The 22154-nt window shown below is 41.5% G+C and carries 15 protein-coding genes and 1 tRNA gene; 4 read left to right on the forward strand and 12 right to left on the reverse strand.

What is annotated here, in order from left to right; genetic code table 11:
• The first annotated feature begins 112 nt into the window (after positions 1 to 112).
• Positions 113 to 1120 (forward strand): rod-share determining protein MreBH, encoded by a 1008-nt coding sequence (mreBH, locus tag M3226_RS09230; RefSeq protein WP_251564623.1) that lies wholly within the window; start codon positions 113 to 115, stop codon positions 1118 to 1120.
• Between the two features lie 208 nt (positions 1121 to 1328).
• Here mreBH and mutL read toward each other — a convergent pair whose 3' ends face one another.
• Both mutL and mutS read right to left on the reverse strand, forming a co-directional pair.
• Positions 1329 to 3233: a DNA mismatch repair endonuclease MutL gene (gene mutL / locus M3226_RS09235; RefSeq protein WP_251564624.1), complete on the reverse strand. Its 1905-nt coding sequence runs from the start codon at positions 3231 to 3233 to the stop codon at positions 1329 to 1331.
• 13 nt (positions 3234 to 3246) lie between these two features.
• Positions 3247 to 5865: a DNA mismatch repair protein MutS gene (gene mutS, locus M3226_RS09240; protein ID WP_251564626.1), complete on the reverse strand. Its 2619-nt coding sequence runs from the start codon at positions 5863 to 5865 to the stop codon at positions 3247 to 3249.
• A 547-nt stretch (positions 5866 to 6412) separates the two neighbouring features.
• Between mutS and M3226_RS09245 the strand changes: the two genes are divergently transcribed.
• Positions 6413 to 7153: a YwaF family protein gene (locus M3226_RS09245; RefSeq protein WP_251564628.1), complete on the forward strand. Its 741-nt coding sequence runs from the start codon at positions 6413 to 6415 to the stop codon at positions 7151 to 7153.
• 199 nt (positions 7154 to 7352) lie between these two features.
• Positions 7353 to 7426, forward strand: a tRNA-Arg gene (locus tag M3226_RS09250).
• Positions 7427 to 7525: 99 nt separating this feature from the next.
• Here the strand turns inward: M3226_RS09250 and M3226_RS09255 are convergent.
• The 3 genes from M3226_RS09255 to M3226_RS09265 all read right to left on the reverse strand — a co-directional run bounded on the left by M3226_RS09255 (position 7526) and on the right by M3226_RS09265 (position 12626).
• Positions 7526 to 7891: a sigma factor-like helix-turn-helix DNA-binding protein gene (locus M3226_RS09255; RefSeq protein ID WP_251565126.1), complete on the reverse strand. Its 366-nt coding sequence runs from the start codon at positions 7889 to 7891 to the stop codon at positions 7526 to 7528.
• A gap of 465 nt (positions 7892 to 8356) precedes the next feature.
• Complete coding sequence (locus tag M3226_RS09260; RefSeq protein ID WP_251564629.1) at positions 8357 to 10363, reverse strand: catalase; 2007 nt, start codon at positions 10361 to 10363, stop codon at positions 8357 to 8359.
• 295 nt (positions 10364 to 10658) lie between these two features.
• Positions 10659 to 12626 (reverse strand): acetate--CoA ligase, encoded by a 1968-nt coding sequence (locus M3226_RS09265; protein ID WP_251564631.1) that lies wholly within the window; start codon positions 12624 to 12626, stop codon positions 10659 to 10661.
• A gap of 230 nt (positions 12627 to 12856) precedes the next feature.
• Here M3226_RS09265 and M3226_RS09270 point away from each other — a divergent pair, with 230 nt between their 5' ends.
• On the forward strand, positions 12857 to 14287 hold the full coding sequence (locus tag M3226_RS09270; protein ID WP_251564633.1) for a serine hydrolase: 1431 nt from the start codon (positions 12857 to 12859) through the stop codon (positions 14285 to 14287).
• 74 nt (positions 14288 to 14361) lie between these two features.
• Here M3226_RS09270 and M3226_RS09275 read toward each other — a convergent pair whose 3' ends face one another.
• From M3226_RS09275 to M3226_RS09305, 7 genes are all read right to left on the reverse strand, one after another.
• Positions 14362 to 15504, reverse strand: coding sequence for a rhamnogalacturonan acetylesterase (locus M3226_RS09275; protein WP_251565128.1), 1143 nt, complete (start codon positions 15502 to 15504; stop codon positions 14362 to 14364).
• A 499-nt stretch (positions 15505 to 16003) separates the two neighbouring features.
• Positions 16004 to 16933 carry a thermonuclease family protein gene (locus M3226_RS09280; protein WP_251564635.1) on the reverse strand — a complete coding sequence of 310 codons (930 nt, stop codon included), beginning with the start codon at positions 16931 to 16933 and terminating at the stop codon, positions 16004 to 16006.
• Positions 16934 to 16993: 60 nt separating this feature from the next.
• Positions 16994 to 17794 (reverse strand): ABC transporter ATP-binding protein, encoded by an 801-nt coding sequence (locus tag M3226_RS09285; protein WP_251565130.1) that lies wholly within the window; start codon positions 17792 to 17794, stop codon positions 16994 to 16996.
• Positions 17795 to 17889: 95 nt separating this feature from the next.
• Positions 17890 to 18870: an electron transfer flavoprotein subunit alpha/FixB family protein gene (locus M3226_RS09290; RefSeq protein ID WP_251564637.1), complete on the reverse strand. Its 981-nt coding sequence runs from the start codon at positions 18868 to 18870 to the stop codon at positions 17890 to 17892.
• Between the two features lie 12 nt (positions 18871 to 18882).
• A complete protein-coding gene (locus tag M3226_RS09295) occupies positions 18883 to 19677 on the reverse strand; it encodes an electron transfer flavoprotein subunit beta/FixA family protein (RefSeq protein ID WP_251564638.1) in 795 nt (264 codons plus the stop codon).
• 50 nt (positions 19678 to 19727) lie between these two features.
• Complete coding sequence (locus tag M3226_RS09300) at positions 19728 to 20585, reverse strand: aspartate/glutamate racemase family protein (RefSeq protein WP_251564641.1); 858 nt, start codon at positions 20583 to 20585, stop codon at positions 19728 to 19730.
• A 182-nt stretch (positions 20586 to 20767) separates the two neighbouring features.
• Complete coding sequence (locus M3226_RS09305) at positions 20768 to 22147, reverse strand: FAD-dependent oxidoreductase (protein WP_251564645.1); 1380 nt, start codon at positions 22145 to 22147, stop codon at positions 20768 to 20770.
• Between the last annotated feature and the right edge of the window lie 7 nt (positions 22148 to 22154).

The raw sequence follows: 22154 nt of genomic DNA on the forward strand, positions 1-22154 counted from the left end.
AAGTTACAAAACGATAACGGTTCATTTACAAAAAGCTTTTTACCCCCACATTCATGTTAGGCTTAAACGTAGCTTTTAATGTATTTAAAAATTTAGGAATAGGTGAATAAAAATGCTTTCTAATTTTGATATTGGGATTGATTTAGGAACCGCTAATATATTGGTATATAGCAAAAGTAAAGGAATTGTACTTAACGAGCCATCGGTTGTGGTGATTGATACAGATACAAAAAATGTTGTTGCGGTTGGGACCGAAGCGAAAGAGATGATAGGTAAGACACCGGAAAAAATTATCGCCATCCGTCCATTAAAAGATGGGGTTATCGCCGATTTTGATGTCACTACTGAAATGCTTAAACACGTGATGAAGAAGGCTTCTAAAAAATTAGGTTTCGCGATTCGTAAGCCGAATGTGGTGGTTTGCATCCCATCTGGTTCAACTAGTGTAGAGCGAAGAGCGATCCAGGATGCCGTCCGAAATGCTGGTGCAAAAAAAATATCACTAATTGAAGAACCTGTTGCTGCGGCAATTGGGGCAGGTATGCCTGTTGATGAGCCAGTTGCCAATGTGGTGGTTGATATCGGCGGCGGTAATACGGAAGTGGCGATTATTTCCTTTGGCGGGGTAGTCGCCTGCCATTCTATTAAAATAGGCGGCGATCGGTTGGATGACGATATTATTCAACATGTCCGCAAGGTGTACAATGTATTAATTGGGGAGAGAACGGCTGAGAATATTAAAATGGAAATTGGTTATGCTCTGATTGATCATGAAGAAAAGTTTATGGATGTGCGCGGCCGGGATCTCGTAACTGGGTTACCAAAAACTGTTAAACTTTCATCTTATGAAATTCGGAATGCTATTAGAGAATCATTGTTACATATTATGGAGGCTATTCGTGCAACACTCGAGGATTGCCCAGCCGAATTGAGCGGTGATATTGTGGATAGAGGCGTGATTCTGACAGGCGGCGGCTCGTTGTTAAATGGAATGGAAGCATGGCTGAGTGAGGAAATTTTTGTTCCGGTCCAGCTGGCAACAAGTCCATTAGAATCTGTCGCTGTAGGGACTGGACAGGCATTGCAGTTTATTAATAAGATTCATGTTGGTGTGAAATAGGGTATTTTAAAAGGCTGCAGGATTTTTTTCCTGCAGCCTTTTGTTAATTTAATAGTTGTTTTTTTGTGACCGGTTACTTTCTTTTTTTTCTAGCAGCACCATTCTTTTTTATTATGACCGTCTGCTCTCTTTTTCAGATTCTACGGGCACAATTCTTTTTAATTGACCGTTCCACCTCTTTTACAGATCTCACGGTCACAATAGAATACTACATCACCCGTTTAAACATCTTCTCCATCTCATAAATTGAATAGTGAACAATAATCGGTCTGCCATGCGGACAGGTAAACGGGTCTGATGCTTTTCGCAAATCATCAAGAAGTGCTTGGATTTCATCGTTACGCAAATGACGGTTGGCTTTAATCGAGGCCTTACAGCTCATCATAATCGCCGCCTCTTCTCGAAGCTTCTTAATATCTACTTTTTTCATCAATAATACTTGTTCTATCATGTCCTCGATGATCTGCTTCTCTTCTCCTTTAGGAAACCACTGCGGATGCGAGCGAACAATAAAACTATTCAATCCAAACTCCTCAAGGAACACGCCTACTTTTTCTAGTTCACTAAGATTCTCTGTAATTTTCACATATTCGTCTGTTGAATACTCCAGCGTAATCGGCACAAGCATTTCCTGCAGCTCCGACTGGACCTGTCCTACTTTTTCCCGGAAGTATTCATATTTCAATCGTTCTTGTGCAGCATGCTGATCAATAATATATAAGCCATTTTCATTTTGAGCAAAAATATAAGTTCCATGCATTTGACCAATTGGGTAAAGACGGGGAATCCTGCTTATGACTTCATCACTCTGCACAGGTTGTGAGTGAGAAATACTTGGCACGTGTTCAACGATTGGTTCCGTGTCATCGATATACTCTTCATCAAACGTTCCCTTATCCTGTTCATCCATCGTTTCAGGATAATTTACCTCATGTTTAACAGGGATGTGGTCAAAACGAGGACCCGGAATGGCTGGCGTTTCCTGAATTGTTTGTGTTAAAACAGGTCGTTCCCATGGTATTTCCATAGGTTTACTAATGACTGGTGTCCCCTCGTCAAGAGCTAACGCAGTCTGCTCCGATTTCACATCTTCTTTTTTTACAGGGTTATACGCTGATGGTATCAAGATCTTAGATTTAAATGTATCTTTGATCATATTAGTCACTAGCTCATACAGCTCGGCTTCCTTACTAATGCGAACCTCCATTTTTGATGGATGCACATTGACATCCACCAAGAGCGGGTCCATCTCAATATTAAGAAGAACAATTGGAAAGCGTCCAATTGGCAGCAAAGTATGGTAACCTTCCTGAATGGCTTTAGCCAAAGCATAGTTCTTAATAAAACGGCCGTTAATCATCGTTGAGATATAGTTTCGTGAAGCCCTTGTTACTTCCGGCATCGACGCAAAACCGCTAAGCGTATAATCTAGGGATTTACCAGATACTGGTACCAGTTGTTTGGCAATAGCCAAGCCATAAATCGCGGCCAACACTTGGCGGACGTCACCATTTCCGGTTGTTTGCAGCAACTTCCGCTCATTGTGGATTAACCGAAAAGCAACCTCCGGATGTGAAAGTGCCAGCCGGTTCACTACATCGGTAATGTTCCCGAGCTCTGTATGAATGGTTTTCATATATTTTAAACGGGCAGGTGTGTTGAAAAATAAATCAGTAATTGTGATATCGGTGCCGCGTCTAGCCGATGCTTTTTCAAACACTTCGACTTTTCCGCCTTCAATCAATACTCTGTTTCCAGCACCTTCTCCAGTAGAGGTCTTCATTTCAAGTCTGGAAACCGAGGCGATACTAGGCAAGGCCTCACCACGGAATCCCAGCGTGCGAATCCGGAATAAGTCATTTTCATTTTTAATTTTACTGGTGGCATGACGTTGGAAGGCGATTAATACGTCTTCCTCTTCAATACCATAACCATTATCGGTAATGCGGATTTTTGCCAGTCCGGCTTCCTCAATTTCAATTTCAATCACGGTACTGCCGGCATCAATTGCATTTTCAACGAGTTCTTTCACGACAGAGGCCGGGCGCTCAACTACCTCACCGGCTGCAATCTTATTGGATAATATTTCATCTAATTGGATAATCTTTCCCATCAATAAAGCCCCCTTACTTTAACTTTTTCTGGAGCTCATACAGCAGGTTAATCGCTTGAAGTGGTGTAACATCTAATAAATCTATTTCTTTTATTTTCTCTAAGACTCGTTTTTCTTTCGTAGTAGGCTCTGCTTTTTTCGGTGCTGCCGGCTCATCGAAAAAGGATAACTGTGCTGGATGCTCCACCGGTTTTTCTACCTTTTCCTCTAGTACTTGCGGTTCCACAACTACTTTTACTCGCGCCGGCTCGGCATCTGTCTGTTCCAATTCTGCTAAAATCTCACTCGCCCGTCTAATTAATTCAGCCGGAAGTTCAGCTAGCTGTGCTACATGTATTCCGTAACTTTTATCAGCTGGACCTTCCTTAATTTTATGAAGGAAGACCACCTTGCCGTTATGTTCAATCGCACTAACGTGGATATTTTTTAACTTAGAAAGCTCTTCATCTAACACGGTCAACTCATGATAGTGAGTGGAGAATAAAGTTTTCGCTCCAATCCGCTCATGAATGTACTCAATAATTGCCTGCGCAAGGGCCATCCCGTCATAAGTCGAGGTTCCCCGTCCGATTTCATCAAATAAAATTAAACTATTTTGAGTGGCGTTCGCAATCGCGTTTTTGGCCTCAAGCATTTCAACCATAAAAGTACTTTGACCAGAAATCAAATCGTCTGCTGCACCAATTCGTGTAAACACTTGGTCAAATACCGGTAAAACCGCTTCTGAGGCCGGAACATAGCAGCCAATTTGTCCTAGAATAGCAATCAAAGCGATTTGGCGCATGTACGTACTTTTACCAGACATGTTTGGTCCTGTAATGAGAAGAACTTCCCTTTCGCTATCCATAAAGCAGTCGTTTGGCACATATTCCTGTGTGTTCAATACTTTTTCAACGACCGGATGACGTCCGTCCTTAATGACTACCCGGCGTTCGTTTGAAAATTGCGGCTTTACATAACGGCGTTCTTCACTAACTTGGGCGAAACATTGTAAGACGTCAAGTTCACTGACCGCTTTGGCCAACGCCTGCAACCGAGGGATTTGTTCTTTCACTATTTCACGGATTCCAGTGAATAAATCATACTCCAGTTCCCCGCATTTTTCTTCCGCTTGTAAAATTAATGCTTCTTTTTCTTTCAATTCAGGTGTAATAAAGCGTTCTGCATTCGTTAAGGTCTGTTTCCGTTCATATTGACCCTCGGTTAATAGGTGAAGGTTTGCACGGGTTACCTCGATATAATAACCAAACACGCGATTATAGCCCACCTTTAAGGATTTAATTCCCGTTTTCTCCCGTTCTTCCCGCTCAAGCTGGGCAATCCAGCTTTTTCCGTTCCGGCTGGCATCTCGATATTGGTCAAGCTGATCATTGTAACCATCGCGAATGATATTTCCTTCTTTTAGGGAAAGCGGAGGATTGTCGACAATTGCCTGTTCAAGCAGATCGGTCACTTCTTCACAAGGGTCAAGCTTTTCAGCAATTTCATTCATTTGCTCATTTTGCATACCAAAAAGGATTTGTTTTAAAAAGGGTACTTGCATTAAGGAGCGCTTTAACTGAACCAAATCACGGGCATTGACATTTCCAAAAGCAACTCGTCCTGCTAATCTCTCTAAATCGTAGACTTCTTTTAAGTTCTCACGGAGCTCTTGGCGCTCAAAATAATGCTGGATTAGAACATCAACGAGATTATGACGCTGCTCAATTTCAGTTTGCTGAATCAATGGTCTGTCAATCCAGTGTTTTAGCATCCGTCCTCCCATGGCAGTCTTTGTTTCATCAAGCAGCCATAATAGGGAGCCTCTCTTCCCTTTGGAGCGGATTGTCTCGGTCAATTCTAAATTTCGTTTTGAATAGTAATCAATTTTCATATATTGCTGAATTTGATAAGTTGTTACCGGTTGAAGATGGTCTAAGCTTCTTTTCTGTGACCGGAATAAGTAGTGAAACAGTCTTGCGGCGGTTTGTTTCAGTTTTTCCTGATTAAGGTCTTCTAGCAGGTGGGCAAAGTTCATTTCTATTGAACTATTATCCTCTATCGAAATTGCCAGTACATCGCGTTCACGCATCTTCTTTTGCAGTTCCCCATCAAAATTACTGGCAACAACGACTTCTTTGGCACTTAAGACAGCCAACTCGTTGAGAACTTCATCAAAATTATTGGATAGGAGCGTGACCCGGCTCTCCCCAGTTGAAATATCGTTATAGGCAAATCCAAAGGTTCGGTCGTCAAAAGCTGTGATGGAAGCGAGATAGTTGTTCTCTTTGTCTGTTAACCCTTTTCCATCCATTACGGTACCAGGGGTGATTAATTGAACAACTTCCCGTTTTACCATGCCCTTTGTTTGTCTTGGGTCTTCCATTTGCTCGCAAATGGCCACTTTATAGCCTTTTGAAATCAATTGCTCAATATAGTTTGGTGCGGAATGGTACGGAACTCCACACATCGGGATTCGGTCTTCCGAACCGCCCTCACGGCTCGTAAGGGTAATCTCTAATTCTTGTGATGCTTTGACAGCATCGTCAAAAAACATTTCATAAAAGTCGCCTAGGCGAAAAAATAAAAAGGCATCTTGATAATCTGCCTTAATTGTTAAATATTGTTGTATCATCGGCGTATAACCAGCCATAATGACCTCCAGGTTTTAATCTATTTATTTAAGGTGTTGTGGATTTTTCATGAGGACAATTTTGGTTGCTTGTTTGCTCTTTTTGTCCTAATGGCGCTTTCATGTGGACTATTTGGCCCTTTTCTCGCCTTTTTTGTCCTCATGACGGCCTCATGCGGACATGTTTGGAGCTTTGCTCGTCTTTTCTGTCTTCATGACGGCTTTATGCGGACACGATTGGCACTTTTTTCGCCTTTTTTGTCCTCATGACCGCTTCATGCGGACATGTTTGGCTCTCTGTTCGTCTTTTCTGTCCTCATGACGGTTTCATGCGGACATCTTTGGCTCTCTGCTCACCTTTTCTGTCCTCAAGCTTATATATCTAATAACTAACTCCTGCATTTCATATTCGATTTTCTTCGACAAACTATTATATCATATACAGCCTGTGTCGGGCACCCGTTGAATATTTGCCAAATTAAAGAGTAAATTTCTTTTCCGGTCTTCTAACTTTCGACTATTTCTGAATTCAAATCATGGTAAAGTACAAAATATAGGGGGTGCTCTTTTGGGGTGGTTTGGCCGCAGTTTCAAATATTATGCTTTTGAAATGTTTTCCGCTAGTCACTTTATGATTATTGCCCTGTTATTCATAGGAGCTGTAAACATTTTTATTTTCAGAGACAAGCTAAAATCAGATAAGACAAGAAAGTGGGAGATTGGCGCAGCAATTTCATTAATTTTAATAGAAGCTACCTATCACTTCTGGATGATCATCAATGGCAGCTGGGATGTCAGTCATGCAATCCCACTAGAATTGTGCAGCATCAGCCTGATTTTAAATATCGTCTTACTACTAACTAGAAAAAAGCTCATTTACGAGATTTTATTATTTACCGCTTTATTAGGAGCTTCTCAGGCGATTTTCACACCATTTTTAAATTATGATTTCCCGCATTTTCGTTTTTTTCATTTCTTTTATACTCACTTAATGAGCATTTGGGTGCCGCTCTATTTTACCTGGGCAAAGGGCTACCGACCAACCATCTGGTCTGTTTTAAAGTTATTTATTTTTTTGAATGTGTTGATGCCAATCATTATGATTATTAATAAACTAGTTAGAGGAAATTATATGTTCTTAAGCCATAAACCAGACAGCGCCAGCCTGTTAGATGTTCTCGGTCCCTACCCTTGGTATATATTATCTTTGGAAGGATTATTGATCACATTGAGCTTGATGGTTTGGCTACTGTTTCGAGAAAAGACTGGAAGGAAAACAGAAGTGGAGAGGAACTTACCCATTGCATGAAATCAAGTTTTTATTGACCTTTTCTTAATAACTTATTATAATTAATAACGTTCCTATTGTCCCAATGAGCTCAGCACGTTCGAATTTGCTTCAGTGAGTTTACTTCAGCGTACTGATCGAGCTGCTTCTAGAGTAATCATACTGAGATCAGGACGGGTTCACTAATTGTGTGTAGGAACAAAGTATTTTTTATTAACTTGTCCCAATAGCTCAGCAGGATAGAGCAACAGTTTCCTAAACTGTAGGTCGGAGGTTCGAATCCTCTTTGGGACGTAAAAACATGAAAACGCTGATAAGACGTTATTTAACCACTCTTATGTTGGTTAGTATATTGCGTTTAATCAGCGTTTTATTTTGTTTAAACAGTTTATATTAGTTACATTTTTTAATTTGGGACAAAAGTTTTTTGGCTAATTTATTCTCCGCTTCTTTACTTATCTGCCTAACACGCTCTGGGGAAATGTTTAAAATTGCAGCAATTGTTTTTAATTGAGAAGCTTCTTTATTCACACCATAAATTTCATCTAAAACTGTTAGTTCCCTTTCTGTTAAGACATGTCTGATAGCTTTGTAAACACCCAAAAATCGTTTATAATCATCTGAATTTTTTTGGTTCAAAATTTTATAATATGGCTTTTGTTTAAATATTTGGGGTTTAAAATTCGGGCTCCAAACTGAATCAATCATATCTATAAAAAAAATTACGTCATTCCTCGTTAATTCCGTTTTAACATTCATCAAAGCACTTTCCTCTCAACTCTTCCAATTTAGTGGATTCTTAAAAATAAAGCCTATCTAAAAGTTTTCAAAATAAGCATATATGATTTTGAGGTGTTTAATGAGAGTGATTATTGAACTTTTCAAGAACATAAATAGACATTTCAGCAGGTTCTTCATGCCAGGGTTTCATTAATATACTTTACTTTTCCGTGTAACATCTGCTTCCTATCCAGTAAATACACCTAGTAACAGATTTCCCTTTATCTTGAATTACATCTAACACTCTATAATCTAACACAGCATTATCTAAGTTTCCTAAACTCTAGGTCAAAGGTTCGAATACTCTTTTTTGGACGTAAAAAAAACTAGTTAATCACTCCCCTTTGGCTGGTTAACTACTTTTTTAATGAGAATTATGGCAAAGAAAATAAGCCCCACTTCTTCTGAAGTAGGACTTATTTTTCAAATTGTTTAGTAAAATCTTCATAACGAACGTTCCCAGAAACGCCCTTTTGCCATTCCCTCTATGAATGGATTAATATCAACTTTAGTTAAATCGTAAACACCAGGTGAATCTAATTTCACACGGCATCGCACAAGAGCTTGGAGTTCTTTAACCGCCACTCCCACAGGTTTGAAGTGTTTAAAGGTGGTTTCCATAAATTCCAATATAGACGGCTCGACTTCTGTACTCGTACTAACCAAAATTGCTGCATCAAAAAGACTGGAATCTGCCGTATCGAACGTATCTGTTACTTTTAGAGCAGGACTAATCGAATATATCTTTTTTGCCACAATGCTATAATTGATATTATATTGGGCCAGCGTTCTAATCCAATCTGTTAATTTTTCATCATCGGGATCGCCATCTAACAAAATGGCTGCACATTTAGTAGCTGATTGGTTAACTGTGTTTGCCATACTAAGGGCAGGAGACTTTTTATCCGATTTTACTTCAAGATTTTCCTCAGGAAGTTCTGCTCCAATATTGCCTGCGACTTCTTCCGCTACTTGCCGGTCAATATGATTTAAAAGCGCCACCGCGTTATTTTTAACCATATCCGATCTACATTTCCCAAGCTCAAAGCTCAGTGCATCCTTCAAGTGCTGTTGTTCAAATGGAGCTAAACTGTTGTAGAATAACTTCGCTTGAGAGTAGAAATCTAGAAAACTTTCACTTCGGCCTCTAATTTTACGGCCCCCGATTTTTTCCTGATAAGATTCATAGCCCCCTAGTTCAACCGGCGCCAGTTCAGGCTGATTGGCATTTAAACCGTTTCGATGATAGCTTGTTTGCCCTTGATGGATTATCATCTGATGCATTCCATCCCGTTGATTGTTATGAAACGGACAGACAGGTTGATTAATAGGTATCTGATGGAAGTTTGGACCTCCTAAGCGAGAAAGCTGTGTATCCGTATAGGAAAATAAACGGCCTTGTAAAAGAGGATCGTTTGAAAAATCAATGCCTGGTACGACATGACCAGGATGAAAAGCGACTTGTTCTGTTTCGGCAAAAAAGTTGTGAACATTCCGGTTCAAGGTCATTTTACCAACAATCTTTACAGGAACTTCTTCTTCTGGCCATAATTTTGTCGGATCTAAAATGTCAAAGTCAAATTCGAATTCGTCTTTTTCAGGAATGATCTGCAGGCCTAGCTCCCATTCTGGAAAATCTCCTTTCTCAATCGCTTCATACAAGTCTTGGCGATGGAAGTCAGGGTTTTTACCTGCAATTCTCTGTGCTTCATCCCAGACGAGTGATTGTACACCAAGAAGAGGCTTCCAGTGGAATTTGACAAAATGTGCTTCACCATCCGCATTAATCAGTCTGAATGTGTGCACACCAAAGCCCTCCATCATCCGTAGGCTGCGTGGGATGGCACGGTCACTCATGGCCCACATAACCATATGGGCGGATTCATGGTTTTGGCCAATGAAATCCCAAAACGTATCGTGAGCGCTTGCCCCTTGTGGAATTTCCGTATGTGGTTCCGGTTTTAGAGCATGTACAAAGTCAGGGAACTTAATTGCATCCTGAATAAAGAAAACTGGCATATTATTACCGACTAAATCAAAGTTCCCTTCATCTGTATAAAATTTGGTCGCAAATCCGCGGACGTCACGAACCGTATCGCTCGATCCTCTCGAGCCCTGTACAGTTGAGAAACGCACAAAAACTGGTGTTGTTTTGGAAATGTCAGTGAGAAAGTCAGCTCTTGTATATTCAACCAAAGATTCATAGAGTTGAAAGATCCCGTGGGCCCCTACGCCACGGGCATGAACAACCCTTTCTGGTATCCGTTCATGGTCAAAATGGGTCATTTTTTCTCGAAAGTGAAAGTCCTCTATCAATGTTGGTCCTCTTAAGCCAGCCTTCAATGAGAATTCGTCTTCAGACACTTTCAGTCCTTGGTTGGTAGTCAAAGGTGCCGTTTTTTCATTATCAATTGAAAAATTCTCTAATTGTACTGCCTTCTTATTTACCATTGTGATCCTCCTTACGAAAGTATGTATCAAAAAGAAAGAGCAGGTAAATGAATTACCCACTCCTTCGGTACCCTATTTTTATTTTCCTTAAACTTGTTCAAATGATTCTCAGATTTCTAATTCTTCATTCTGAGCCTTCGATTTCATATCTATAGGTTACTAGACAATGATACCAATACTTTTGCTTGTTGTTCATCAATAGCTTTACCGCTTTGAGCAGACAATTCACCTGCCAGAAAACCTTTGCCATAGCAAGGGTTTTTCTGGCAGTGTGTATAATTTTCTAAACCTCCTTTTACCTCACAGTGGACCTTCCATTGAGAATCGTTTGAATCTGCGCTACTGTTGCTGGATCTTCAAGACCTGTAATATCACCTGAAACCTTTCCTGATAGGAAAATTTCCTTTAATAAGCGGCGCATGATTTTTCCACTTACTGTTTTTGGTAGTGTTTCGGTAAAAATAATGGTTTTGGGCAGGGCAATTTTTCCGATAAGCTGTACAATGCGTTCATTTATTTTTTCTTTTAAAGTATCGGTCCCAATAGTAAGGTCATTTACCCGGGCAAATACGAGCGGTACCTCTCCTTTGATATCATCCGGGACACCAATTACAGCCGCTTCTGCAACTCCTGTACATTCAAGGACCGCACTTTCAATTTCCATTGTACTCAAGCGATGTCCGGCAACATTAAAGGCATCATCAGAACGGCCAACGACCCAAACATAGCCATCATCATCAATCAAGGCCAAGTCACTAGCAAAATAGCTGCCTTCAATCTGGCTAAAATAAGAGGAAATATAGCGCTCCGGTTCCTTCCAAAGCGTGCGGCAGAGCATTGGGAATGGACTTCTAATAATTAAATTTCCTAACCTGCCAGGTTGAACTGGGTTTCCCTCTTCATCCACTACAGCTATATCGGCACTTAAAAATTGCATTCCGGCAGATCCCGGCTTCATTGGGGTTAACCATGCTGCACCAGCGATAGGGCAACCCGCTGTTTCTGTTTGTCCCCATGTATTGTTGACACATACTTTTTTCTTTCCTAATACTTCATACGTCCATTGCCATGATTCTGGGTCAAAAGGTTCACCAACTAGGGAAATAACATCAAGGCACGATAAATCAAATTGCTCTATTAACTCTTCACCCAGACTCTTTAACATCCGCAATGCGGTTGGAGCGGTAAACAATTTATTGATACGGTATTTCTCAATCACCTGATAAAATCTGTCTTTCGTTGGATAGTCAATCGATCCTTCATACACAACCGTGGTGACTCCATTTGCTAGTGCACCAGCAATGCCCCAAATATGCATCGTCAACCATCCAATATCTGCCGTACACCAGAAAACATCATCATCATGATGGTCCATATGATATTTGCTATAGATGTAATTTTGGATCACAAAGGCCATACCTGAATGAACAACACCCTTGGGCTTTCCGGTTGTACCGCTAGTATAAAACACAATTCCATATTCATTGGCCTCAAGCCTCTCAGGTTCACAAAGGACACTTGCCTTTTTCGTTAGTTCCTCCCACCAGTAATCACGTCCTTCTGTCATATTAATTTCTGTATTTAGGCGATTGACGACAATTACGGCTTCAATAGATGGAATATCTGGAATTACCCTATCCACTTTTTCCTTCAAGGAAACTTTGTTTCCCCTTCTTGTCGTAGCGTCGGTCGTTACGATAATCTTTGGCTCAAAGCTAACAAGACGATCTTTCAGGGACTTTTCGGAATACCCTGAAAAAACAGTATTGTAAATAGCCCCAATCCGAAAGCAAGAGAGCACAGCAATAATTGCTTCAGCCAAATTAGGAAGGAAAATCGCCACACAATCCCCTTTTTTCACACCGAAGGAACGAAGAACATTCGCAAATCGGTTCACTTCAGCCAGCAGCATATTATATGTAAAAAACTTCGTGTCCCCGTTTTCTCCCTCCCAAATAAGTGCAGTGCGATTTCCTGCACCGTTTTGCACATGACGGTCAAGTAAGTTTACACACGGGTTGCTAATTCCGCCTTCGAAAAAACGAAAATCTGGAAGACTTCCACTTATTGTTTTTTGCCAAGGCTCATACCAAAATAGTTCCTTCGCCACATCGTTCCAAAAGTTTGCGGGATCTTGTTGGGATTTTTGAAGAAGTTCTTGAAAAGCCTTACTGCTTCCAATTGAAGTGTTAGATTGTCTTTCTAGGCTTGGGTAAACAAGCTTACTTTCTGCAACAACCTTTAAGATTCCACTTACATCCATATGAATCCCCCTACATTCATTTTATTTTCCTTCAAACCAGAACCATTAAAGCGCTTTCATAATTATATTTTCTACTAGTTGGTACATGTTGCCAATTACCTTGACTATGAGAGTAACACAATTATTCAGAATTTTCAATAATGTAATTTACTATAGTGTTTTTAATTAGAAAAGCAGTATTATAAAGGAAGGATCATAGATTACCAATTTGAAAGGAAGGAGAAATGAATTTGTTTAAGAAAATGGCTGTAATGGCTTTGGCGGGGGTATTAATGATGTCGTATAGCAGGCCTTCTTACGCATCTGCAAACACCATTTTGGGACCTGAAGTAACTAATTATATTGCTTCAAGAAGTAACACGGTTTCCGTTGGAGTTTACGATGCAAACACAGGAAAAACCTATACATACAACCCTTCTAAAACCTACTATACCGAAAGTGTTGTTAAAATGTCGATGCTTGCGGATGTACTTTATCGAAAAATACCGATTACCTCCTATGAGAATTCATTGCTAACTAGAATGATAGAAAATAGTAATAACAGTGCTGCAAGTACGATCTGGCGGCAGCTTGGCAGTGAACAAGGTGTCCAGCCCTTTTTTCGAAAAGTCGGAATGACTAATACAATTGCCGGTACCGGAGGCTGGTGGGGACGTACCACAACAACTGTCTCGGATCAGCTCACCATGATGAAATACTTTGCTTATCCAAATTCCTTATTAACGAATGCCCAGCGAGCTTACGGTCTTAACCTTATGCGGAACGTACAGGCGGATCAACGCTGGGGTACAGGTTATGGAGTGCCATCAGGTGTTAGTATCGCATTAAAAAACGGCTGGGTGACTTCCAATCCGCCAAGTAAATTATTTGTCAATAGTGTAGGATACATAAATGGACAAGGGAAAAGTTATGTGATTGCAGTTTTGACAACCAATAATAAGTCTCTCTCCTATGGAATTGAGACGATTAATAAAATATCAAGTTTAGTTTGGAATGAAATACCTAAACATTACCCATCTATCGGAGTGATGGATACACCGGCGAACGGTTCTACTATTAAAGGACTAAGTTTGGTGAAAGGCTGGTTCCTGGATGAAAAAGGTGTTTCAAAGGTTGATATATTACTAGACGGAGCAGTGGTTGGTCAGGCCACCTATGGAGATCCGAGAGCAGATGTCCAAAAAGCCTATCCTCAATACAACAATGGGAAAGCTGGCTTTCATTATACCCTGGACACCAAGAAATTTCGAGATGGAAAACATACGATAACGATTAGAGAAACTGGAAAAAACGGCCGTGTCACGACATTGCCTAGTAAAACCATAACGATTGCCAATGTCAGAGGGTACTTGGACAATCCGGTATCTGGTACAACTCTTAGCGGGACCAAAAATGTGTCTGGCTGGTTTTTGGATGAGAGCGAAGTAGCAAAAATTGATGTAATGGTAGACGGTAAAGAGGCTGGACAGGCTGTCTATGGAGATACGAGATTGGATGTCCAAAAAGCTTATCCTCAATATAATAATGGAAAAGCTGGCTTTCATTACCCACTCAACACTACCAAATTTAGTAATGGAAAACATACGATAACGATTAGGGAAACGGGAAAAAATGGCCGTGTCACGACATTGTCAGCAAGATTAGTTACTTTTAAGCACTAATAAAAGTTTTTCAGAAATCCCAGAAGAAAAACGCTAATTTAACAAGATATAATGTTAAATTAGCGTTTTCTATTTTAATGACTCTTTTTCTCTTCTCCTGTAAATCCATCCAAACCTTGTCTTTTTAATTCCTCAGCTACGATTCGGGCAAGTTCTGTTGCTCCTGCTCGATTTGGGTGTAATGTATCACCATTCATATAAAGTGCAAGAGTGGCAGCAGGTCCAATAGAGGTGAAATAAGCAGAACTTAACACATTTAAACCTACTAATGGTACATTTTCCTCCTGAGCTAAAGCGATAATGGAATTTCGATACCAACGGTTTACAGAACTGTGTACGCCCTCTGTATTAAAGTCTGTCGCCCTGCCTTGCGGTGTCGATAAGATAGGAGTCGCTCCTTTCGCCTTTACTTGTTGTACCATGTCTCGCATATACTCTTTAAATTGTGCTTCGGTCGTCGTATTTTTTGGATTTGTATCGTTAATACCAAGTTGAAGGATAAAATAATCTCCAGGCTTAATGTATTTTAAAATTGCTTCCATCTGACCATCATATAAGAAGCCTCTGGCAATCTGGCCGCCGGAAGCCATGTTTCTCACCTGGAAAATTTCAGGATCAACAAATTTCGGCAGTAATTGTCCCCAGCCTGCTTGGATGCTGCTATCTAGTGGATAGTAATTGCAAACAGTTGAGTCCCCGCCGATATAGATGGTGCGATTTGTTTCTGGATGGTGTGAAAGCTTATCAATCTCCAAGGCGCTTAGCGTAAACCTAGTGCCCACCTTTCCCTCTGTTATCAGTAGGTTTAGTTGGCCATCAGTTACTGGGATTTGAAACGAATCAGTCGCATTATTTCCTGTCATATTAATCACTTGGTAGACACCTTCGGCCGCAACGCTTGCTCTAGCTGTGTCCCCTAAGGTGATCTTAACCTCATAAAGTCCATTTGGCAGATCTACGTTAAAAGTATTTTCACTCTTTGTGCCAAACTTTAAAAACTCGACAGCATCACTGCCCACACCTGTTCCAGACGCTGGCACATTGATCATATTTTCCGGTGTATTGAAGCCATAACGCTTTTTCTCATCATATTTCTCATCAGCACTTACACCAATATAGCCCTTTTCTACCTGGCCATTGCCAAAGTCAAACTTATAATTACTCGGTGCAGCCTCTGCAGGTGAAGTAGCAAAACTCCCTATAATGGCCAACATCATAGTAAAAATAGTTAGAACTTTAAGAATCACTTTCCTTTTCACAATAACTCCTCCTCTAAAAATGAATACAATTCCTTACCCCGATAAATTTAAACTTGCACTTTTTCCCCTTGTTCTTTTCTTACAATCTACCTGACATAGTTATGTAGGCCACCATTCATCTCTAAGAAAAGCTCCAAGATAAAGTTATCAAAAGCGATTACATTTGAACTTACCATCTATCACCTCCTACTCGATTGATTATAGTTCGGGTTTATTTTTCCATCATTAGCACTTTTTTGAATTATCCAAAAATAAGAAAATGGTTCTATTCATCATAGGTACTAATTACTATTTGAATTTAAGCCGCCAGGAAAATCCTACTGTATGCCGAAGAATAGGGCAAAAAAGTCTTTCCCAGAAAATAAAGAGGCCGACTCAAAAAGTCGACATGGTAACGACCGTTTGAATCAGCCTCTAGAATTAATAGTAAGACCGCATTTGGAAGGCAGTCTTTGTTTTATTGTTCACATGCCCAGTTATCCTTGTCACGGTCATGCCTTGATTCATAAGCAGGATGAGTGGATGGCACTCCATTCGGATAGACCTTTCTCATTTCCGTACAATTCTTAAAGGACTCCGAACCGGCATTGGTTGATGACCCACTGCCTGAAGTAGAGCCATTCGATGTATCCCCGCCTGTTGAAGCTCCAGAACCATTGTTACCTGAGCTTGAATCCAAATCACCTTTCGTTGTCCCTTGAGCGCCTAGTGCCCAAAGACCTTTATTTGCCTCCCTTGCCTCTCTTGCAAACTTGACAAAATAATCACTGTACTTAACATCCGGAGGATACGTTGACGGCTCTGCGTATCCGTTCAAAACTAAATCAGCATTAAACATCTTTGTTCTTATCTCATTTTCATCCATATCATTTGAAGGGACACTTAACCAAACAATCCTTAGCAAGCGGCCGTAACGATCCGTTTCGGAAATATCCTTCTGCATCCATACCTGTTTTCCAGTCAACTTTGAATGTGTATAGTTACTTGCCTCTTTCCCATATTGCTCATGTCGGGTGGTCGATTCCGGTGTATTGACGCCGACTAAACGGACCTTTCGTCCATCGGAGGTTACAAAGGTATCTCCATCAACCACTCTTTCAACACTAATTAACTCTAAACCGAGACTCTTCGCTAATTCTTCCGGTGATTGTTTTGCCGCTTCTTGTTTTTCTTGTGCCGCTTTCTCAGCATTTTCCTTTTCTTCTGCTATTCTGGCTTCTTCAGCCTTTGCTTTTTCTTCCGCTTCAGCTTTTACTTTTGCTTTTTCAGCTGCTTCCTCTTGCTTCTCCTTATTGATCTCCTTTGTTTTAGAATCAGGAGTATCTTTTGTGCACGATGATGATATAAGTAGAACGGCTATTATAAGAATGGCTTTAATGATTCTCATGTTTCATTCTCTCCTTAAAAAAACTCCATTCTTATTATACCTATAATTACTATTAATTTGTTAATAACTAACTATCTCTTTTGCGGACCGTTTTGACAATAGTGGTCGTCCATTTTCCCAGTGGACCTTAACAGGGAGATTAAAATATTCTGTCAGCTTGATACTAGCAATCATATCTTGCGTTTCTCCAGAGGCAAATACTTGTCCCTTTTTCAAAAGCAACGTTTTAGTGAAAACAGGCAGGATTTCTTCCACATGGTGAGTGACATAAATAATTGTTGGGGCATCCTGATTTTCGGTAATCTTTTCAACCGACTCCAGCAATTGTTCCCGTGCTATAAAATCTAATCCGTTTGTCGGTTCATCAAGAATCAGCAAGGACGGATTGGCCATCAGTGCCCGTGCAATGAGGACGCGTTGTTTTTCCCCTTGTGATAGGGTAGTATAATTGCGATTGGCATATTCGATACAGCCTAACCCCTCAAGAAGTGAAATTGCTTTTTTTCTTATTTCGTCTGTGGGAGTTTCGTAAAGACCAATTGAAGCAAAGGCACCACTTAAGACAACTTCAAATGCATTATCATCCGGGTGAAACTTTTCTTGAAGCGATGATGAAACAAAACCAATCTGCTTCCGAAGTTTTTCTCCTAGATAGGTTTTTCCAAACTCCATATCTAGTACGGTAATTTTTCCTTTTGTCGGAAAATAATAGGCATTGAGTAAATTTAAAATAGCTGTTTTTCCTGATCCATTTAAACCAAATAACACCCAATGTTCTCCTTTTTCAATTTCCCAGTTAACATCTTGGAGGATTATTTTCCCATCCCTCAATAATGAGACATTCTCTAGTTGAACAACCAAATTAATCACACCTTTCATAGGTATAATAATATCAAAATTTTCAGAATCAAAGAAGCAGGAACCTCCAATGTCCATCAGGATCCTGCTAATAGTTTCTATACTAATACTTTTTTTAGTTTCTCGGTCAGTGCAGGAACGACCTGCTTATAGTCAGCAATTACACCAAGATCAGCCCGTTTAAAAATAGGCGCTTCTGCATCTGAATTTATCGCCACAACCGTTTTGGCATTGGTAATTCCGGCCAAGTGCTGGCTGGCACCTGAAATACCAACCGCTATATATAGGTCGGGAGCAACAACCGCACCTGTCTGACCAACCTGAAGATTGGTAGGCACCCAGCCTGCATCACATGCAGCTCGGGATGCACCCACTGCTCCCCCAAGCACATCTGCCAGGGCCTCGAGTTCAGCAAAACCTTCAGGGCCTTCTAGCCCTCGACCGCCGGAAACAATAATAGTTGCATCCTCAAGGCGGATATTGGACAAGGCAGATTGAATTTTGACGACAAGCTTTGTTAAAACTAAATCTTCCTTAGGTTTGTAGTCAACAGAAATAATTTCTCCAGTTCGTGATTCATCAGGTAAAGGCAAGATTTGACTCTTTGGGCGGATACCAGCGACCACTTGAGGTCGTGTGGCTGTATACTCTCCGAATGCCTTATCTCCATAAATTGGACGAACCCAGGTGATTTTTTGACCTTCTTTTTTAAAATCAACTACTTCCGTAATTGCCGATGCTCCCATTCGCGCAGCTATGCGGCCGACGAGGTCCTTCCCGATTCGATCAAAGGGAAAGACAAAAATATCTGCACCGGATTGTTTAAATACTGAATAAAGACAATCAACATAGACATCCACCTGATATTCGGCAAGCAAAGGATTTGATACCGTGTAAACTTTATTAGCACCGAAAGCGAATGCCTCCTTTGAACCAGTCACGACAGCAGGCCCTGTTAATACAGCTGCAACTTCCCCGCCTGTGCTGTCCGCTAAATGGCAGGCAAACGCTAACGCTTCCCGAGAACCGAAACTTAAGGCATCTCGCTGCTGATTTCCAAAAACAAGAATTTTTGACATTTTTAAGGCCTCCTATAGAATCTTGAGTGCCAAGAGCTTGTCAGCTAATTCACCCGCGAGTTCCGCCCCATCCGTACCAGGCAGAAATTCACAAGTGCTTTCTCTGTTTAACACATATGCCCGTTCAAGTTTAACCCACGGTTGACAGCGCTCTGCATCCAGTTCTAAATCATCCGACTCATATACTTTGATTGGCTTCGTTCTGGCCAGCCTGATATCTTTTACCTTCGGCAGCCTCGGAACATTTGTCTCAGAACTAATAACCGTGAAAACAGCTGGAGCAGGAATACTTACCACGGTGCACCCATCCTCCCCCTCACAAGATGCCTTGATATTTCCAGCATCTATTTCTATTTCGGAGACTAAGGTTAGACAGGTCATTTCCAGCTCTTCAGCTAGTACTGGTCCCACCAGTCCCTCCTCTATATCACTTGCTTGACAGCCAGTTAAAACTAACTGCACGCTGCCAAGTTCCTTAATCGTTTGGGCAAGGATATGTCCAACTGCCTGACCATCTAAATCCTTCCATTCATCATCCCAAACTCTTACGGCATGATCAGCGGTGAAGGCGAGCGCCCGGCGCAGCACATCTTCTGATTCTTCGTCACCTAAGCAGAGTGCAGTAACGATAGCGCCCGGTGTTTTGTCGCGAATCTGAATAGCCAGTTCTAGTGCATTTTCAGCAAAAGAGTCCAAGACCATATCTGCGTCACCATTTTCCGGACGTTTTGTTTTCGGATCGATCTTAAAATGTCGTGGTGTAATTTCTGGGTCATAAGCCTGTTTAAGACATACGACAATATGCATTCCCTCATCACCTCGTTCTCTTAAAATCTATTTTTTTATTAAAGTGCATTTTACTTAACGGAGTTAGTTTCGCTTCCTCTAACAGCTAATCCCCGCTCCTGTTTTGGGTCAGGGGACCCTTCGAGGTTGTAAAGTTCACGGAGTCTTTCCACCGCTTCTGCAGGTGGTTTGGCATTGAAATATCCACGCCTCGTCATATAGACACCTGAGTTTTTGCGTAAGTCCACTAAGGACTCACACATCTTGATACCAGCAGCAAAGGAATCTACCACCGGGACATCGCCAATTCTTGAAACGCCATGGGTGGCGAGGAACACATTCATCGGTCCCTCTCCCGGAACAATGACATCAGCCCCTTCAGCAATCGCCATTTCTGCCGCATTTTTAAAAGAAGCAATGACAGGCTCCGGATCACTAAAACCAGCTAGGACATGATCAAACCCTACATCTGTTTGAACAATTGGACCCAGCTTATTGCCTAAACCATAGCGGGCGGCATTTTGCCGAAGTTCATCGGCAAGCGGTCCTAGGAAATTAACAACGCCAATTTGATCTCCAAGCATGGACGCCATATGAAAGGAGGCCTGGCCATAGCCAACTACCGGAATATCGACAAGAGTACGTGCCTCTAAGAGACCCACATCGGGAATAGTCGCTATAAACATGGCATCATAACCAGCCTTTTCAGCTAGTAAGGCCGCCCTCACAAACTGTTCACGGTGTAGGTTTTGCAGGTAAGAATAGGTAATAAAATGACCAGGATAATGGGTTGGATAGGTTTCTTCCGACATTCCATGTAAAACCACCTCCACACCGGATCGAGCAATCTTGCGAACATGATTGACAATCGCATTGCGATACTCGGGAACCCGATCAATCGTGGTTAAGCTTTGATGCCAGATCTTCACATTCATTACCTCCTTTTTTTCGTCTATTAATTTAATAGGAAAGTTTTAGCTCTTTTCATCTTTGAATTTGTTTTACCTAATCGTTTTTTTATAAATATCAGCGATTTTCACAAGTTTATCGGCGGTTTTTGCATATATATCGGCGGAACTTCATTTTTACTAGCAATGTCAAATTATAGGCTTTAATAAGTTTTAGCTGCCCCCGATAATGCCTCAGCCGCAGCCACCCGGCCAAACACGGCTGCCTTCCCAAGGGAACTTCCAGTCATGTAACCAGCACCGTGGAACCCGCCGGTTACCTCCCCAGCAGCATACAATCCCGGGATTGGCTCACCAAACGGATTAAGGACCTGTGCAGCGGAGTTGACTGCGACTCCTGCATAAGTTGCCAGCATGGCCACTGTTGATTCAAATGCATAAAATGGTGCCTTTTCAATTGGAGTTGGCCTTCCAAAGCTATGCGTTAACGTCTTCCTGCCAAAATCTAGCTCCTCACCGGTTTGAATTCCCTGATTGTATCTAGAAATGGTTTCTTCCAGTACCTCCAAAGGTACATCAATACAATCTGCCAGTTCTTCTAATGTATCCGCACTATAAAGGAGACGGCGTCGGCGGAGCAGCTCTAAATCATAAAGCGGGTCATCTGCCACACTTTTATCCATCACAGTTTGATCCCACACCTGATAAGTAACTTTATTAGGCTGCTCGAACGCTGCTTTTCCGAGCAGCTTATAGGAAATAGACTCATTAACGAAACGTCTTCCCAATTGGTTAACCATGATGGCACCTTTATAAAAGGCCAGACCCTGCGTTTTAACTGCTCCGGATGCGCTTGGATGGAATCCGTATGTTCCGTTCAAATAAGGCAAATCACTGACCCATGCCCCGTGTTCCCAGGCCATTTTAATACCGTCTCCATGATTCCCTTTACCGCCAATTCTAAGGGCTCCATTTAATTGAGGGGCAAACTGTCCAAGCAATGCCTCATCCTTAGAAAAGCCACCAGAAGCTACAACTACCCCTTTGGTCGCTTCAACTGTCTGTTCGGCCCCTTCCAGCTCATAAAGGACGCGATCGATTCGTCCTCCCGTGTTTTTTAGCAGGCGCTTTGCAGGTGTACAAAATCGAATGGTTACATTCGGAAGCTGCTTTACTTTTTTATATAGTGCTTGAATGGCTTGATGCGGATCAATAATATGTCCACGGGGAACACTGTGGCCGCTTACCGCTTCTAAGGAGCGAAATTCTATCCCCTGCCCCACAAGCCATTCATATGTTTCCAGTTGATTCTGAGCATAAAACGTTATTAGCGATGTGTCATTTACGCCGCCGCCAACTTCACTCAGGTCTTTTACAAGGGATTCACTGGAATCCACAATGCCTGCCACCTCTTGCATATCAGTTCCTGCAAATGCCATATATCCCGAACTTAAGACGGTGCTCCCGCCAAGCTCATCTTGTTTTTCAAGCAGGAGGACACTGGCCCCCTTCTCTCCTGCCTCTACTGCAGCACACATGCCGGCCAGTCCTCCGCCTAAAATAACCAAGTCATAGGACTCCATTGTTTCA

This window comes from Neobacillus cucumis (assembly GCF_023715505.1).

Coding starts and splice junctions, on each gene's coding strand:
- mreBH (WP_251564623.1), top strand. CDS start 113: ATGCTTTCTAATTTTGATATTGGGATTGATTTAGGAACCGCTAATATA.
- mutL (WP_251564624.1), bottom strand. CDS start 3,233: ATGGGAAAGATTATCCAATTAGATGAAATATTATCCAATAAGATTGCA.
- mutS (WP_251564626.1), bottom strand. CDS start 5,865: ATGGCTGGTTATACGCCGATGATACAACAATATTTAACAATTAAGGCA.
- M3226_RS09255 (WP_251565126.1), bottom strand. CDS start 7,891: ATGAATGTTAAAACGGAATTAACGAGGAATGACGTAATTTTTTTTATA.
- M3226_RS09260 (WP_251564629.1), bottom strand. CDS start 10,363: ATGGTAAATAAGAAGGCAGTACAATTAGAGAATTTTTCAATTGATAAT.
- M3226_RS09265 (WP_251564631.1), bottom strand. CDS start 12,626: ATGGATGTAAGTGGAATCTTAAAGGTTGTTGCAGAAAGTAAGCTTGTT.
- M3226_RS09275 (WP_251565128.1), bottom strand. CDS start 15,504: ATGATGTTGGCCATTATAGGGAGTTTTGCTACTTCACCTGCAGAGGCT.
- M3226_RS09280 (WP_251564635.1), bottom strand. CDS start 16,933: ATGAGAATCATTAAAGCCATTCTTATAATAGCCGTTCTACTTATATCA.
- M3226_RS09290 (WP_251564637.1), bottom strand. CDS start 18,870: ATGTCAAAAATTCTTGTTTTTGGAAATCAGCAGCGAGATGCCTTAAGT.
- M3226_RS09295 (WP_251564638.1), bottom strand. CDS start 19,677: ATGCATATTGTCGTATGTCTTAAACAGGCTTATGACCCAGAAATTACA.
- M3226_RS09305 (WP_251564645.1), bottom strand. CDS start 22,147: ATGGAGTCCTATGACTTGGTTATTTTAGGCGGAGGACTGGCCGGCATG.